The sequence below is a fragment of the Crateriforma conspicua genome, assembly GCF_007752935.1.
Classification (GTDB): domain Bacteria; phylum Planctomycetota; class Planctomycetia; order Pirellulales; family Pirellulaceae; genus Crateriforma; species Crateriforma conspicua.
On sequence record NZ_CP036319.1, the window covers coordinates 2,862,208 to 2,877,284 of the forward strand.

At 59.5% G+C, this 15,077-nt stretch carries 13 protein-coding genes; 8 read left to right on the top strand and 5 right to left on the bottom strand.

What is annotated here, in order from left to right:
- The first annotated feature begins 87 nt into the window (after window positions 1-87).
- The 4 genes from Mal65_RS10905 to Mal65_RS10920 all read left to right on the top strand — a co-directional run bounded on the left by Mal65_RS10905 (window position 88) and on the right by Mal65_RS10920 (window position 5,970).
- Complete coding sequence (locus tag Mal65_RS10905; protein WP_145297152.1) at window positions 88-2,451, top strand: polysaccharide biosynthesis tyrosine autokinase; 2,364 nt, start codon at window positions 88-90, stop codon at window positions 2,449-2,451.
- 113 nt (window positions 2,452-2,564) lie between these two features.
- Window positions 2,565-4,532, top strand: a complete 1,968-nt coding sequence (locus tag Mal65_RS10910; protein WP_165701200.1) for a hypothetical protein — start codon at window positions 2,565-2,567, stop codon at window positions 4,530-4,532.
- A 69-nt stretch (window positions 4,533-4,601) separates the two neighbouring features.
- The gene (locus tag Mal65_RS10915; RefSeq protein ID WP_165701201.1) at window positions 4,602-5,309 is read left to right on the top strand and encodes a zinc ribbon domain-containing protein; all 708 of its coding nucleotides are present in this window, start codon (window positions 4,602-4,604) and stop codon (window positions 5,307-5,309) included.
- Window positions 5,310-5,418: 109 nt separating this feature from the next.
- The gene (locus Mal65_RS10920) at window positions 5,419-5,970 is read left to right on the top strand and encodes a PH domain-containing protein (RefSeq protein WP_145297160.1); all 552 of its coding nucleotides are present in this window, start codon (window positions 5,419-5,421) and stop codon (window positions 5,968-5,970) included.
- Window positions 5,971-6,046: 76 nt separating this feature from the next.
- Here Mal65_RS10920 and Mal65_RS10925 read toward each other — a convergent pair whose 3' ends face one another.
- From Mal65_RS10925 to Mal65_RS10940, 4 genes are all read right to left on the bottom strand, one after another.
- Window positions 6,047-7,144: a Gfo/Idh/MocA family oxidoreductase gene (locus tag Mal65_RS10925; RefSeq protein WP_145297163.1), complete on the bottom strand. Its 1,098-nt coding sequence runs from the start codon at window positions 7,142-7,144 to the stop codon at window positions 6,047-6,049.
- The gene (gene lpxA, locus Mal65_RS10930; protein WP_145297166.1) at window positions 7,141-7,947 is read right to left on the bottom strand and encodes an acyl-ACP--UDP-N-acetylglucosamine O-acyltransferase; all 807 of its coding nucleotides are present in this window, start codon (window positions 7,945-7,947) and stop codon (window positions 7,141-7,143) included. Before lpxA ends, Mal65_RS10925 begins: the two co-directional genes overlap by 4 nt.
- A 113-nt stretch (window positions 7,948-8,060) precedes the next feature.
- The gene (locus tag Mal65_RS10935) at window positions 8,061-8,984 is read right to left on the bottom strand and encodes a UDP-3-O-acyl-N-acetylglucosamine deacetylase (RefSeq protein ID WP_145297169.1); all 924 of its coding nucleotides are present in this window, start codon (window positions 8,982-8,984) and stop codon (window positions 8,061-8,063) included.
- A gap of 120 nt (window positions 8,985-9,104) precedes the next feature.
- Window positions 9,105-9,710: an OmpH/Skp family outer membrane protein gene (locus tag Mal65_RS10940; RefSeq protein ID WP_196784755.1), complete on the bottom strand. Its 606-nt coding sequence runs from the start codon at window positions 9,708-9,710 to the stop codon at window positions 9,105-9,107.
- A 496-nt stretch (window positions 9,711-10,206) separates the two neighbouring features.
- Here Mal65_RS10940 and Mal65_RS10945 point away from each other — a divergent pair, with 496 nt between their 5' ends.
- The 4 genes from Mal65_RS10945 to Mal65_RS10960 all read left to right on the top strand — a co-directional run bounded on the left by Mal65_RS10945 (window position 10,207) and on the right by Mal65_RS10960 (window position 14,440).
- A complete protein-coding gene (locus Mal65_RS10945; protein ID WP_145297175.1) occupies window positions 10,207-10,686 on the top strand; it encodes a hypothetical protein in 480 nt (159 codons plus the stop codon).
- A 164-nt stretch (window positions 10,687-10,850) separates the two neighbouring features.
- Window positions 10,851-11,330 carry a response regulator gene (locus Mal65_RS10950; RefSeq protein ID WP_145297177.1) on the top strand — a complete coding sequence of 160 codons (480 nt, stop codon included), beginning with the start codon at window positions 10,851-10,853 and terminating at the stop codon, window positions 11,328-11,330.
- Between the two features lie 101 nt (window positions 11,331-11,431).
- Window positions 11,432-12,163, top strand: a complete 732-nt coding sequence (locus tag Mal65_RS10955) for an ATP-binding cassette domain-containing protein (protein ID WP_145297180.1) — start codon at window positions 11,432-11,434, stop codon at window positions 12,161-12,163.
- Between the two features lie 81 nt (window positions 12,164-12,244).
- Complete coding sequence (locus Mal65_RS10960) at window positions 12,245-14,440, top strand: ABC transporter permease subunit/CPBP intramembrane protease (protein ID WP_145297183.1); 2,196 nt, start codon at window positions 12,245-12,247, stop codon at window positions 14,438-14,440.
- On the opposite strand, the gene Mal65_RS10965 is transcribed toward Mal65_RS10960, so the two are convergent.
- Entirely contained in the window at window positions 14,416-15,036 is a 621-nt protein-coding gene (locus Mal65_RS10965; RefSeq protein ID WP_145297187.1) for a nitroreductase family protein, read from the bottom strand. The two genes, Mal65_RS10960 and Mal65_RS10965, sit on opposite strands and share 25 nt — an antisense overlap.
- Between the last annotated feature and the right edge of the window lie 41 nt (window positions 15,037-15,077).

Here is a 15,077-nt window from a genome sequence, read left to right on the forward strand (position 1 = left end):
TCTATTTACGGGACGCTGGCTATACTCGCATCCAGCACAGGGCTACTTGTCGATTTCATTGATCTGCCCATAAGGCCATCGATTCGTATGACCGAAAACAACGCCAAACCTTCGGCACCCGCCAAGTCAGAATCTCGGGTGACCGAGGATGTGGTCACTCTGGACGTTCTGCAAATTCTGTTTCGCCAGCGGTGGCTGATCGCCTTTTTGACCCTGGCCGGTCTGGCCGCCGGCGTCGCCTATGCCCTGCAAGCCCGCGTGTGGTACGAGTCGACCGCCCGCGTGTTGATCAACGAAAAAAGCTCGGGTTTGGCCAGTTCGTCGTCCAACGAGATGGTCGAGGAAGACATTCTGGCCAATCACATCGAACTGCTGCTGAGCCGCAAGATCGTCGGTGAAGCGATGGCGGCCAAAGACGATGACGGCAATTCGCTGATGACGTTGCCCTCGGTTGTCGAGCACCTGGATCCGGAAATCGAAACCGAAGACGCGGTCGACTACGTGATCGACCACATGGAAGTCGTCAAAGGCGGCGAAGGCGGTGCGAAAACCGCGCGGACACTGCGGATCAGTCTGAACCACACCGAACCGGAAGACGCCCAGCGATTGTTGACCGCGGTGCTGCAGACCTACAGCCGCTATCTGGATCAACAGATCAGCGACATGATGGATTTGGCAACCGCGAAGATCAACGAAGCCAAGAACGAAGTCGAAGGCGAACTGCACATCGCGGAAAAGAAATACTTGGAACACCGCCAAACGGCACCGATGTTGTTCCAGGGCGAAGGCAGCAGCAACGTCTATCAGGACAAGTATCGTCGACTGCAGGACGAATTGATCGATCTGCAGATCCAAGAATCCACGATCAAGACCCGCCTGGCGCGCGTGGAGAACGAACTGGAAGACTTGGACGGCAAAACGCTTTCGATGACCGAAAGTATGGACAAGTTGGCGCTGATCGACAGCGAAAGCTTGGAACGCTTGGGACTGTTCGCCGGGCTGCAAATCAGTGCATCCAACACCGCGGAATTCAAAGCCACGATGCCGGTGCGGGCGGAAGAAGCACGCACGCGGTTCGCGTATCTGTTGAAGCTGAACAGTGAAAAGCAACGGTTGCAGGCCAAGTTCGGTGCCAGCCATCCGGACGTGCAAGACATCGACGACGAAATCCGTTTGGTTCGCAAGTTCATCGATGAAAGTAATGAAGACACGGTGGCCGAAGCACCGTTTGGCGAAAATTCGGTCAACCCCGAATCACTGTTGAAGGCGTATGTCGGTTTCCTGAACCACGATATGGCCACCATCGCCGAACGCAAATCGGAATTGACCGCGCTTGCAAACCAAGCGGAGACGGATGCCCGCGAACTGATCGAATACGAATTGACCGACGTGGTGCTGCGTAAGGAAGTCGAACGCAACGAAGCCTTGTTTGATGGTGTCGTGCAACAACTGCGTGACGTGGACATCGCCAGCGGTTTGCGTGGGTACTTGTACGAATTGCTGGAAACGCCGCGGATCGGTGCCAAGTCATGGCCCAGTTTGCCGCTGTGTGGTTTGGGAGGGCTGATGCTGGGCGTCTTTGCCGGGCTGACGCTGGCCGTGGCCAACGACGTGCGTGACGGACGGTTCCGCTCGGCCGCCGAAGTGGAAGAGACCGTTTCGCTGCCGTCCTTGGGCCGCGTCGGAAAGCTGAATTCGATGCGACGTGGCGTTCGCGGTTTGATCGCCGGGGAACTGTCGCCCAACGCCGAAGCGCTGCGTCTGGGCCGAACCATGTTGCTGCCGAAAATCAAATCGCGTGACATGCGATCGATCGGCGTCACCAGTTCGATGCAGGGCGACGGTAAATCGACGATCACGGCCAACTTGGCGGCATCGTTTTCACAGGTCGGCTTGTCAGTATTGGTCGTCGACGGTGACCTTCGTCGTCCGACCGTGCACCGATATTTCAGCGTCGCGCCGGAAGGCGGCCTGACCGATTTGTTGACCGGGTCGATGGATCTGGACGATGCGATCAAGCCGACCGAGGCCGAAGGCGTTTCGGTGATCACCGCCGGTGCTTCGACACGGACTCCGGCCGAGTTGTTGCAATCGGAGAAGCTGGAAGAGTTGACTCAACAGCTGGAAGAACGTTTCGATCTGGTCATCTTCGACCTGCCGCCGGTCCTGGCCGTTTCCGATCCGCTGGTCGTCGCACCGCGAATCGATGGCATGGTCTTGGTCATCCGTGCGGCGTCGGCCCGACGTGACGAAGTGATGAACAGCTTGAAGCGTGTCACCGATGCCGGCGGCAACATGGTCGGTTGTGTGCTGAACACGTTCGGGGCCGGAAAGAGCTTTGATCTGGGCGGTGGTTACTACGGCTACTACGAAAGTGGCTACAGTCGGCCGACCAATCGCACCAAACCGGTCACGTCGGCTCGGATCGTCGAAGTCGACAACGACGCTTGATCGCCGAAACGCACGACTTTCCCGCAACGCGTCGCACCCGGCACGCGTTGCGGACCGGATGGAGCCTGCGAGGAAGTCTTTCCCACAATGTTTCGCGACGCTGAGTCGGGGCATTGATTTGTGGCAGTTGGGCGGCCAGTGCGCGTCGACAGGTCTATAATCCGCGTTGGGTTTGGCTGACCTATCTTTTCTTTTCGACCGGACGTCCCAACCGCTGGGTGATTTTGATGCGCATCGCGCCACGATTCTTGCTGGCCCTTGTCTTCTGTTTCTCGCTGTCCTGTGGTGTTCCCCGTGGCATGACGCATGTCGCCCGGGCGCAGAACGGCAGTTTTCTGGATGAGTTGTTCCGTTCGATCAGTGCCGCCAAGGCCCAGCGTGAAGCCGAAGAACGTCGCCAAGCCGAACAGCAACGCCAGCAACAACAACAGCGACCGACGCCCCCACCCCCGGGCCGCGACCAGCGTCCGGATGGCCGGTCGGTCGATCTGCCGTCGTCTTTCTTCCCCCCGGGACCCGATGGCAGGCCCGCCAACCCCAACACGCAACGCATTTCCCCCACCCGCCCCGACGGATCGCCCGCACCGGGGCCGAATCAAACCACCGGTCGAAGTTCCCCGCTCCAGCCGATGCAGCCGCGACGCGGCGGACGGAACAGCATCAGCGTGAAATCGCAGGAGGCGGCTCAATTCGTCCGACAGTTGGTCGATTTCGCATCGTCGGCGGACCAGATGGCCCATGCGATGCGTGATGAGTCACGACGCATTCCCGCGTTGCGGCCCAAGTTGGGCGAAGCGTATCGCTTGGCCGCCGACAGCCGGACGTTGATCGAACGTTGCGACGGGCTGGCATCCTTGGACCAGATTCATGACCCGTATTGTGAGATTGACGCGCGGTGGCGAACACTTTCGTTTGAATTGCGTTCGATCAACGGGTTGCCCGATTCGGTGCGCCAGCCGCTGCGTCGTTGTGACGGGGCGTGTTCGGCGATGGCCAAGATGCATCATGTCCAACCGCAATTTGATCGCGTTGCCCTGCGCGACGTGCTGATCACTGCGTCGGCGCATCTGTTGTCGCTGGAAGACGATTTGCGTTTGGCGGTCGTATCACCACAGCGTGCCGCGGGACTGACCAGTGAATGTCGCAAGTTGCGCCAGATCGTGATTCGCGAAAGCGGCGAACTGGACCGGGCTTCCTACGACCAAGCGGTCACGGAGTTCAATGAGTTCAGCATGCGGTACCGTGAATTTGCCGCCCGCTGTTCCACGATTGATAACCCGCACGTCCAAGCCCGGCTGGACCGGATCGCCCAGTGCGGCACCGACACCTATGCCCTGTTGTGGATGACGCCGCCAGCACCGGCGGTCGACATCGAACACTTGGCCCAGCATTTGAATCGTGGCGCCGACCAGTTGTTGGGGCAACTGAACTTCGGCAGCCTTTTCCATCTGCCCAAAGAAACACAGTTGCAGATCTTTGACTTGGGGCGATCGTTGTCGGCCAGTTGTGACCACTTGGTCCAAGAAGCCGGCTCCGGTGCATCGCGTGGTGACTTGGTCGAATGTGTGGGCGAAATCCAACGCAGCTGGGATCCCTTGCAGCGTCATTTGGTGTCGGTCCAAACCATTCCTCCGGCACTGGTCGATGCCGTCGGTCGCGACTTGGTCCAGATTTGCGCGGCGTTGGGGATCGACGAGCGTCCCCAAGCGATCGACATGCGTGAATTGGTGGAACTGGCCGCCGCATTGGAAGGGAGCAGCGAATACTTGCGTGCCGACGTCGATCGTTACGAACGATACATGCAACCGGGATCGTATCGCGTGATGATGGATCGTTCGTCGGATCGTCTGTACGACCAGTCCAAACGATTGCACGCCGAACTGAGCCGTGGCGAGGATCTGCAGCGATTGCAGTCGACGACCGATCGCATGCTGGAAGCTTGGGATGAACTGTCCGCGGGGATGCAGGACCTGGATCGACACGGTCTGTCGCCCAGTCGTGCGGACCGTTTGCGACGGTCTCACCAAGAACTGTTGCCGATCGTCGCCCGTTTGGCCGCGGCGCTGTCTAGTCGACAGTGACCCCAACTTGCGGCTAAAAAACGCGGGCAAATCGATTCGAATTCCCACCCTTTTGCCCGCGCCAGCCCCATGATCCGTTCGGTCACCTGCCCCAAGTGCGGAAAGACGTCCAACGTGCCTGAACACATCGCCAGCGTGCGGTGTTCCAAATGTGGCAAGGTCTGGAACCCGGGCGAGGATGCCGCCGCGGCCGAGCCCAAGGTCGATCTGGCCGCCAAAATGGCGGGCTATGAAAACGAAGGCGGCGGGAAATCGAAGAAGAAACGTAAGAAGTCGAAATCCTCCGGCGGCAGCAACAAAGTCGCCGCGATCGTCGCCAGTGTCATCTTCGTGGTCGCGTTGGCCGGCGTGGGCGTTTATCTGTGGCTGCAGCGGGATCCCTCGCCCCAGGTGGCCGCCGTGCCGGACGAACCGGAAGAAGAACCCGCCGATGATGACGATGTGGTCTGGGTCGCGCCGGATTACCGCGAAGTCAACATGCCCGAAGCGGACCGGAAACGGATCTACATGGACATGCGATCGACGGCCATCACCAGCATCGAAAAGCCGTTGTTGATCATCGGACCGGCTCGCGTGGCGATGGAAAAAACGCTGCAAGATGTCTACGACCGGGAAATCCGAACCCAGGCGGCGTTGCACGATGTTCCCGAAGACGACATTCGCCAAATCGTCAACGAAGGCGATGCGAAACGCTGGGATACTCGCCCGCGGTCCAACGCCAAACGCAACGGCAAGCGGCTGTATCCGAAATCCTGGAGCGAAGGCTGGAAACCGTAAGGCGGTCTGCCAAGGTTGACGCTTGCCTTACGAATCATCGAACACGACCGCCGTGTCAAGTGACGACCCGGTTGATGAATGGCCCGCGATAGGAAAGACGAAACCAGCGATGAGCGACGACAAGGTGCTGTGGAAAGCCGAGTTTAATCCCAAAGTGAAGTCGTACTGGCTGCTCAGTGGGACCATCGTGATGTTATGCACGATCGTCCTGATTCCGCTGATCCCCGTGTGGTTTGTGCTGGGGCTGTTGGTCACCGATCGCTACTTGAAAAGCTGTTCTTGTGAATTGACCGAGAGGTCGCTGAAGGTCGGCAAGGGGATTTTGGTGCGTACCGAAAAGACCGTGCCGCTGGATCGGATCACTGATCTGGGATTGGTTCAGGGGCCGATCATGCGGATGCTGGACATCGAAGCGCTCAGCGTCGAAACCGCCGGCCAGTCATCGCAGGGATCGCTGGTGCAGTTGACCGGGATCCGAAACGGACGTGACTTTCGCGACGCCGTGCTGGAACAGCGTGACCGTGTGTCGATCCAAGAATCCGCACCAGTCCAGACGCCGGATGCCGGCATCGATGCGTCGGCCGGCCAAACGCTGGTCGAAATTCGCGACATCCTGCGACGGATGGAATCACGACTGGACCAGTCTCCGATCGACGCTTGAAAGAGATTGTCGGCGTCGTCAAGGCAGTCCGGCGTCGCTGCGAAACAGCGGACGCCGACAGAAAGTGACGCTGTGATCAGGCAGCGCGGCGGTCTTGAGCCGCGCGTCGACTGGCCATTTGGATCGATTCCCGAACCAGTGCGTGCGGTCCACGTTCGGCGGTGGTCGCATCGCTGTACCAGCTGCGTTGCTGAATCGATTGCAGGACTTTATCGGCCACCGCGACCGCGCGAGCACCGGCGGCACCATCGACGGCGGGTGCACTGCCGCTGCGGATGCTGATCACAAAGTCGTGAAGTTCATCCAGGATGGCGTTGCGCGGTTCCAGTTCCAAAGTCTCGCACCGGAGTTTGGTTTGGAACAGTTCGCCGCTGTATCGCAGCGGGTTGTCGGTTTCGGCGTTCAAGTCGAACGTGCGATCGACCACGCTGTCAGCCGGCCGAACCACCGAAACGGATGGCTTACCAAAATCAATGTCGGCAAAACCGTTGGCCCCAAAGATCTGCATTGATCGTGCGGGGGTCGGGCTGATTCGCGACGCTTTCAGGTTGGCGACCATGCCGCATGCGAACTCGATCCGCGTTTCAGCGACGTCTTCATGATCGCTGATGACCGAAAGCCCGCTGGATGAAACCGACGTGACCGGTGCATCGGTCATCGAAAGCACCAGATCCAGGTCGTGGATCATCAAGTCCATCACGACGCCGACATCCAGGCAACGGCCGGGAAAGCTGGACGCACGGACCGCCTCGACGTACTTCACGTCGCGTGCCAGGTCACCCAGGGAGGTGAAGGCGGGGTTGAATCGTTCGACGTGACCGACTTGCAGGGTCAACCGTCGTGCGGCGGCCAGCATGGCCAGACGCTGGGCATCGCTGCTGTCGGAAGCCAGCGGTTTTTCGACAAACAAGTGTTTTCCGGCCTTCAGCAGCGACTTGGCGATGTCGCAGTGCAAATCGGTCGGGGCGGCGATCACGGCCGCGTCGATCTGGTCGACGATTTCCGAGGGATCGGCACAGGTGCGTACGCCGAGCGATTCGGCGGCAACCTGGCGTGCCGATTCGAACGGGTCGCACACGGCGACCAGTTCCGCGTCGTCGACTTGGCCCAGCAACTTGGCGTGGATTCGTCCCAGGTGACCGGCACCGACGACAGCGATACGTAACTTGTTCATGCGGCTTTCCTTCGGTCGCGGCCACGTCCATGACGTCCGCCACCGGTGTGTTCCAGATGATCAAACAGGTGTCTCAGCACGGGCCGAATCGGACCGATGCTAAGCAGTTCATCGCGGGCCGCATCAACGCCGATGCGGGCGCGGTAAAGCAATCGAAAAGCTTGGTTCAAGACGTTGATGTCGTCTTGGGGATAATCGTTTCGCTTCAGACCGACGACGTTCACGCAACGCGGACGTGCATTGGCGCCTTCGACGATCATGTACGGCGGCACATCGTGCAGCACCGTGCTCATCGCACCGATGAAGCTAAGCTGTCCCACCGAAACAAAGTGGTGGATGCCCACACCGCCGGCGATCGTCACATCATTGCCGATGTGCACGTGGCCGCCGATCATGCAATTGTTGGCCGCGACAATGCGATCACCCAATTTGCAATCATGGGCGATGTGCGATTGGGTCATGAAATAGTTGCTGTCGCCGACGCGGGTGACGCCGTCTTCCTTTTCACTGGCGCGGTTGACCGTGCACAGTTCGCGGAAAGTGTTCCCGTCGCCGATTTCCACGCGGGTGTTGGTGCCGCGATAGCTTTTATCTTGGGGATGAGTCCCGATCACGCATCCGGCAAAGATGTGATTGTCACGACCGATGCTGGTGTGACCCTTAATCGTCACATGATCCTCGATCACCGTGCCTTCACCGATTTTGACATCGGGACCGACGACACAGAAGTGTCCGATTCGAACGTTCGGGCCCAGTTCGGCTCTTGGGTCCACCGCGGCGGTTTTTTCTATCTGGGCACCCATGTCGTCTCCGGGCGTCGGTTGGGTTGTGTTGAATTTGTCATGAAGTAGGCGATCAGCGTGCGTCCGAGCAAGTTCAGTTTTCACAAACCTTGCCGCAGTGCGCAAAAAAGGGGTCAGGCCACTTTTCGCTGGGTTTGTTCGCCGGTTCGTTGTTGCGTCAGCATTTCGCTCAGTCGCTTGGCCAGCATTCCGTTCAGAATGTGTCCGCCACGGTGGGAAATGAATCGTCCGATCAGGTCACAAGGCACCAAAGCCAAGTCGCCGATCATGTCCAGTGTTTTGTGTCGGCTGCATTCGTTGCGATAACGAAGCGGATTGTCGATCGGCCCGTCGTCGTCGAACACCAGCAGGTCGTGGTGGGTGACGTGGCTGGCAACGCCCGACGCGTGCAGCGCATCGGCTTGTTCTTTGGTGACAAACGTGCGTGCCGGCGCGACCTGGCGGACGAATCGAGCGGGCGTCATTTCGATGCCGAAATCACCCGCGGGAACCGGCGAGTCGTCGCCATAGTTCAACTGGTATTCGAAATAGGTTTCGCCGGCGATCGACGGCGTGGCTTCGATCCAACCATCGTTGTGTCTCAGACGCAGCGGTTGGTGGATCACCAATTGCATGCGCGAGTCGGCTTGGATCACCAGGCCGGCCGATTGCAGGGCTTCGACAAACGCCAGGCTGCTGCCGTCCAGGCCGGGCATTTCTTCGCCGTCGATTTCGACGACACAGTTGTCGATTTCCAGACCGGCCAAAGCGGCCATCAGATGTTCCACCATGGCGAAGGATGCATCGCCGTCACGCAGCAGTGTTCGAAAACTGATCGCGTCGCTGCGGTCGGTCGTCGCCAGCAAAGAAGGCTGATCGGCCAGATCGCTGCGGACCAACCGCACGCCGGTGTTGGCCGGTGCGGGGCTGATCGTCAGGTGGACGTCTTGTCCGGACCAATAACCACGACCGCGGACAGAGCACGGGCTGGCGATGGTGTGTTGATTCCGTCCGGTCGGTTTTCCCGACGCGGTCGTTGGGTTGCGTGAACCGTCCATGCCCGGCCTCCTTGCCGGCAGGTGTTCAGAATCAAACGATCGGTTTGACACACGAGCGGTCCGGTCCATCGCTGGCCCGAACCACAGGTGATGTCAGTTCATCGCTGGTGTGAATCGGGATCAGCGGGCGGACGTGCCGGCGTTGCCCTGAGCGATGCGTTGGCTCAAGATCTTCATGATCGCGGCGGTCATGTCCATCGACGAATCGTGATAGACGATGTTCTTCATGACGCCACGGACAACCGAGTCGCCTTTGGCCTTGTCCATGTCTTCGCTGTTGTAACGCAGCACCAAGTTGATCTTGTTGTACTTGGCAACGTCCGCAACGGCGGCAGCAATTTGCTGGTAGTTGTCAAAGTAGATTTTGGCTTCGGCGTCGGCCAGTTCCTTGCGGGTACGGGCCATTTCCAGACGCAGCTTCGATTCCATCGAAGCGACTTTTTCTTCCTGCTGCGTGTAAGCCGGAGTGCCGGGGCTGAAGGTCTTCAGCTTTTCGACTTCCTTTTGCAGTTCTTCGCGTTTTGCTTTGAACTGTTCGTCGTAGCTTTTCAGCTTTGATTCGACGGCAGCCACCTGAGCCTTGATGGCTTCGTGTTCTTTGAAAATCTTGGCCACATCGACGACTGCGATGCGGTGGCCGGAGTCCTGAGCCGATGCGACGGTGGTCACCGAAGCCAGGGCTGCCGTGAGGGTCAAGACGATGGCCAGTTTGACGATTGATCGCACGTCCGCTTCTCCTTGCGTAATGTTTGCGAGAATGTGGGTTCACCAGCGATGGTTGTCGCCGCGGCCGCGAGCGGATCGATTTCAGTCCATCTTAAATCGATCAATGCCCACGGCGATGCCGCGTCGCTTTCGACCGTCGCTTTGGTCCTGATGGGCGACGGCTAAATGAACTTCGGCGGATTGTGTCAATCGCCCGATTCCAGGGCAAGATCGATTGGCCGCGGAAATCGCGGGGTCGATGGTTTTTTTGTCGATTCCGCGAGCCCGAAATCTGGATGAATTGCCCACCCGTGTCACGGACCGGGCGGCATTCGGGCGTTTGGCAAGCTTTACCGTCTAGCACGGCTTTCCCATTTGTTCCGCATCCGACGGTCGTTCGGCTTGTTGCGGTCGTTCCGCATGTCGGGATCGTTCGGCATATGGCGGTCGTTCCAGATGTTTCGCCCGGCGGGGTCGGATCATAGTCCTGGTTCCGGTGGTGCCGATCTTAAGGGACATGACGAAAACGCCTGTCCTGACGATTCGACGCCGTGGGATCCTGAACCGGATCTGCGATGGCGTTGTGATCGCAGTCGGCTTGCTGGCGATTGCCGGTTGCGGCAGCCTGACCGCAGGCCGTCAGGCCGATTCGATCCCGCCGGTGACTCCGTCCGAAACGGCACCGACGCTTGGCGTGACGCAGAAATCATCGCCCCCGGCGCCAGCCGGCCAGTCCCACCCGACGCCGCCCGCGGTTTCACAGGCGACGTTTCACGACGCGGACCCCTACAGCCCGGCCCGACGCCAGATCATCGGACGACTTTGTGCCAGCGATCTCGACGCGGACGCGAGCGATGAGCAACACTTGGTCGGGAACGAGTTGGGCAGGAATGAGGGCACGGACCGATCGCCGGCGACCGGCAATGTTCGCCCGCTGGCCGATTTCCAGCCGATGCGGCTGAAACCGGCCATGGCCGACAGCCCTTTCGGCCCATGAATCCTGTCAAGGCGTGAATCCTGTCGACCCGCTGACCCGATACGGTTCGGCGGTCGCGCCCGTTCAGGATCACGATTCAGACGTCTGGATGGATTCGCCGACGCCCGTCGTTCCCACCCGCCGCCGTTTTTGCGTTCAGTATTTCCCTGCCGAGTCTTCGTCCCATGCGCCGCACCCCCATTTCCGCGCAAGCCGACCGCACCGAATCGCGTTCCGCATCGATCACCGTGATCGACCCAAGCCCGCTGTCTCTGTTGGCATTGGCGGGAGTATTGGATGCCGAAGGTTGGAAATGCGTGTGTGGCCGCAACAATGACATGGCGGTTGCGGCGATGGACATGGGGCCGCAAGACCTGTTCGTCTTTGACGTCGGCGATGACGCCGCGGCGGTTTTGGACACGTTGGCTGTGATCCGGGGACGCGAAGAGTACGAAAAAGTCCCCGCCGTTCTGTTGGCCGAATCTCAATGGGCGGGGCTGGAAAAACAGATCGAATCGCTGCCGGTCACCCGCTGTTTGTTCAAGCCGATCGATCCGCCTTCGTTGGTCGCGGTGGTCCAGCAATTGTTGTGGATGCCAGGTCTGGTCGAAGCCCATCGGCGTCGCGGTTCTCGCCCATCGCGTCCGGGCTGGGTGAACCTGTAAACTTTGGCATCGTTCGACGCCGAAGCGCGAACGGATTGTCACTTGGCTGCATAGCATCATGTGGCTGTTGTGATCCCCCGTTTGCGAAAAAAGGCTTCGCAGTGCTATCGATCGAATCGCTGACGAAGACCTTTGAATTGCCGTCCGGTGTGCTGACGGCCGTGGACGACATCAGTTTCCAAGTCCATCCGGGCGAAGTTTTCGGGCTGTTGGGCCCCAACGGTGCCGGAAAAACCACCACGATGCGGATGGTGCTGGGCTTGCTGGAACCCGACGCGGGGTACGCGGAAGTCGACGGGGCACGGACCAGCGAAGACCCGATCACGGTCAAATCACGGTTGGGGTTCGTTTCGGCCAGCGACGGCGTGTACCCATGGCTGACCGTCCGCGAAATGTTGTTGTACTTTGCCGATCTATACGGCGTCGCGCCGGACGCCGCCCGGCGTCGATGTGACGAATTGGCCGAACTGATGGACATCACGTCCCTGCTGGACCGGCGTGCCGGGGAACTCAGCACCGGCCAGCGGCAACGGGTCACTCTGGTCCGAGGGCTGATCCACGATCCGCCGGTGATGTTGTTGGATGAGCCGACCCGAGGTCTGGACGTCGTCGGCGTTCAGACGATTTTCCATTACATCCAAGAACTGCGAACGATGGGCAAAGCGGTCGTCGTTTGCACTCACCGACTGGACGAAGCGGAACGATTGTGTGACCGTTTCGGTCTGCTGCACCGGGGCCAGTTGGAACACTTGGGAACGCTGGACGAATTGCTTCAGCGGACCGGAAAGTCGAATCTGGCCGACATCTTCATCGACCTTCTGGAATCCCACTAACCTCACGACCAAGTCCGGCTCGGGATTTCTGCACCGATCCCGGGATCGCCCGCACGTGGACTTACGAAGGACGCCGATTCGTTGAACGCCAGCCGTCTGTTTCGACTATGCCGTAAAGAGCTACGGGAAACCCTGCGCGATCGGCGCACGATCATCACGTTGGTCTTCATGCCGCTGTTGGTCTATCCGCTGCTCAGTATGGCCCTGCATCGTTTTCTGCTGAACAATTCTGAGGCCACCGAGACCGCGTACAAGATCGGCGTGGCAACGGTCGACGAAGCCGACTTGTTGGACATCTGGATCAACAGCCCCGACGCGATGCCGCCGGACGAAATTCTGAAGGCCAACGGGGATCGTGTCGCCGAGTTTGAAATCTTGCTGACCGACATCAGCCCCCTGACCGCGCTGGAATCCCGCGCGGTCGACGTGGCGGCCGAAGTCACCATGGGCGGCCCCGACCAGCAACCATCCGTCAAAGTGACCTCGTACAACGGCGACGCGGTCGGGCGATCGGCCCGCCGCATCTTGGTCGAACGAATCCAGTGGTTCAAACTGCGAATGGCCGAACGATTCGCTGATCGTTTTGCCGCCGGACCTCGGTACCGTCAGCCCGTCGACGTGGAAATCGGCATGATGGGCGAAGACAAATCGACGTCCATGCTGGGCACCGTCGTTCCGTTGGTCTTGGTGCTGATGACCATCACCGGAGCGGTCTATCCGGCGATCGACTTGACCGCCGGTGAACGCGAACGCGGGACCATGGAAGCACTGATGGCGTCACCGGTCCCACGCAGCGCCGTTTTGATGGCCAAGTACATCGCGGTGGTGACGGTCGCACTCTTAACGGCGATCGCCAACTTGACGGCGATGTTCACCACGCTGTGGGCCGGCGGTCTGTTGCCGCTGTTGACCGGCGATGATCATTCGATCGGGCCCGTCACGGTGTTGCAGATCTTGGCACTGTTGGTGCTGTTCAGTTGTTTCTTTTCGGCCCTGTTGTTGTCACTGACAAGCTTTGCCCGATCGTTCAAGGAGGCTCAGGCGTACCTGATTCCGATCATGCTATTGTCTTTGGCACCGGCAATGGTTTCGTTGCTGCCCGGCATCGAATTAAGCGGGCCGCTGGCGATCGCACCCCTGTTGAACATTGTCCTGTTGACCCGTGACGTGTTGGCCGGTGACATGACACCCGTCGCCGCCGGCGCGACGATCGCCAGCACGTTGGCTTATGCCGCGGCAGCGATCGCCGTGGCGGCCAAGTTGTTCGGATCTGACGCGGTGTCACGCACCAGCGGCCAGTCGATCGGCAGCATCTTTCTGCGACCAGCCAAGTCTCGGGAAACGCCCACGTTACAGGTCGCCGCAACCGTGCTGGCGCTATTGGTGCCGATCTATTTCGTGGTGTCCAATGGTTTGATCCGCTTCCTGGACAGCGCCGGCGATTCGTTTCAAATGTCGTCGCGATTGGTGCTGAATGCGGTCGCGTTGGCGGTCACCTTTGGCGGCGTTCCGTTGCTGGTGGCTTGGTTCAACCGGCTGAAGCTGGTCCCGTCGTTCCGATTGCGAACCTTTCCATGGACCGCCGCACTTGGCGCGATCATTTTGGGCTTGGGGGCCTGGGTGTTTGCCCACGAAGCGTTCGTCTTGGCCGACGCGGTCGGAATCAAAGGGTTGACCGAAAGCAAAATCGCGCAAACCGAAAAAGTGCTGGAAGCCTGGAAACAGGTGTCTCCGGTGCTTCTGTTGGCAACGCTTGCCATGACACCGGCGGTGATCGAAGAACTGTGCTTTCGCGGGTTCCTGTTTTCGGCCTTTGCCAAATTCATGTCACCTGCCAAGACGATCATCGTTACCGCGGTTCTGTTCGGTGCTTTTCACGTTTTGACGGGCAACGCATTGTTGCTGGAACGTTTTGTTCCCTCGACCTTGCTGGGACTGATCCTGGGATGGATCGCCTACCGCACCGGCAGCGTCATTCCCGGCATGCTGATGCACTTCGTTCACAACGGATTGTTGGAACTGGCGGCACGCTATGAAGACAAGCTGACGTTTTTGGGCGAAGGCTTCGAAGATCAATCGCACTTGCCGGCATCATGGTTGATCACCGGTGCAGCGTTGTCGGCGATCGGCGTTGCCTTGCTGTGGTGGGCGACAAGAAGCAAAACCATCCCGAGTGCCGAATCAGCATTTCAGACTGCCCCGACCGCTACCAGCGATCCGCCGCCAGTTGAATCGGGTTCCAGCGATCTGGATCAATCGACAAACGGCGAAGACTGACCGAATTTTCCGGTGAAGACTTGCGCCGACAGCGGGTTGCGTTTGCGAGCCCCGTTTTCGCGATCGGCCCACTGTTGGTTTTGTTCGTCGGCCGGCGCGGAGGTGTCGGGATAGCCGATCGCGATGGCCGTTTGCGGTTCGACGCCCTCGGGCAGTTCGTACTTCTGGCGGACCACCGATAAATTGATGCCCGCCATTTGGTGAACCTGCAGTCCCATCTCGGTCGCCTGAAGTGCCAGGTATCCGGCCGCTTGGCCAAGGTCGTGTAACGCGACGCGGTTGGGCTTGCCGTTGTACTGGAACGTGGTCCGGATGCAGGTCAGCATCAACACGCCGGCACGACTGGCCCACGCTTGATTGGCTTCCATCAAGCATTCCAGCATCGTCTGGAATTCAGGTTCGTCACGACGTCGGGCGACTATGAAGTACCACGGTTGGTCGTTGAAACTGCTGGCCGCCCAACGTGCGGCTTCCAGCACACGCCGAATCTTCTCGTCTTCCACCGCCTGATCCGCAAACCGATACGGACTCCAGCGATTAGCAATCGCGGACAGGACGGGCAGATCGACGGGGTTCCGTGTTTCAGATGATGCCATCGTGTGAGGTCTCTATGAATTCGAGCGTTTGATCGACATGA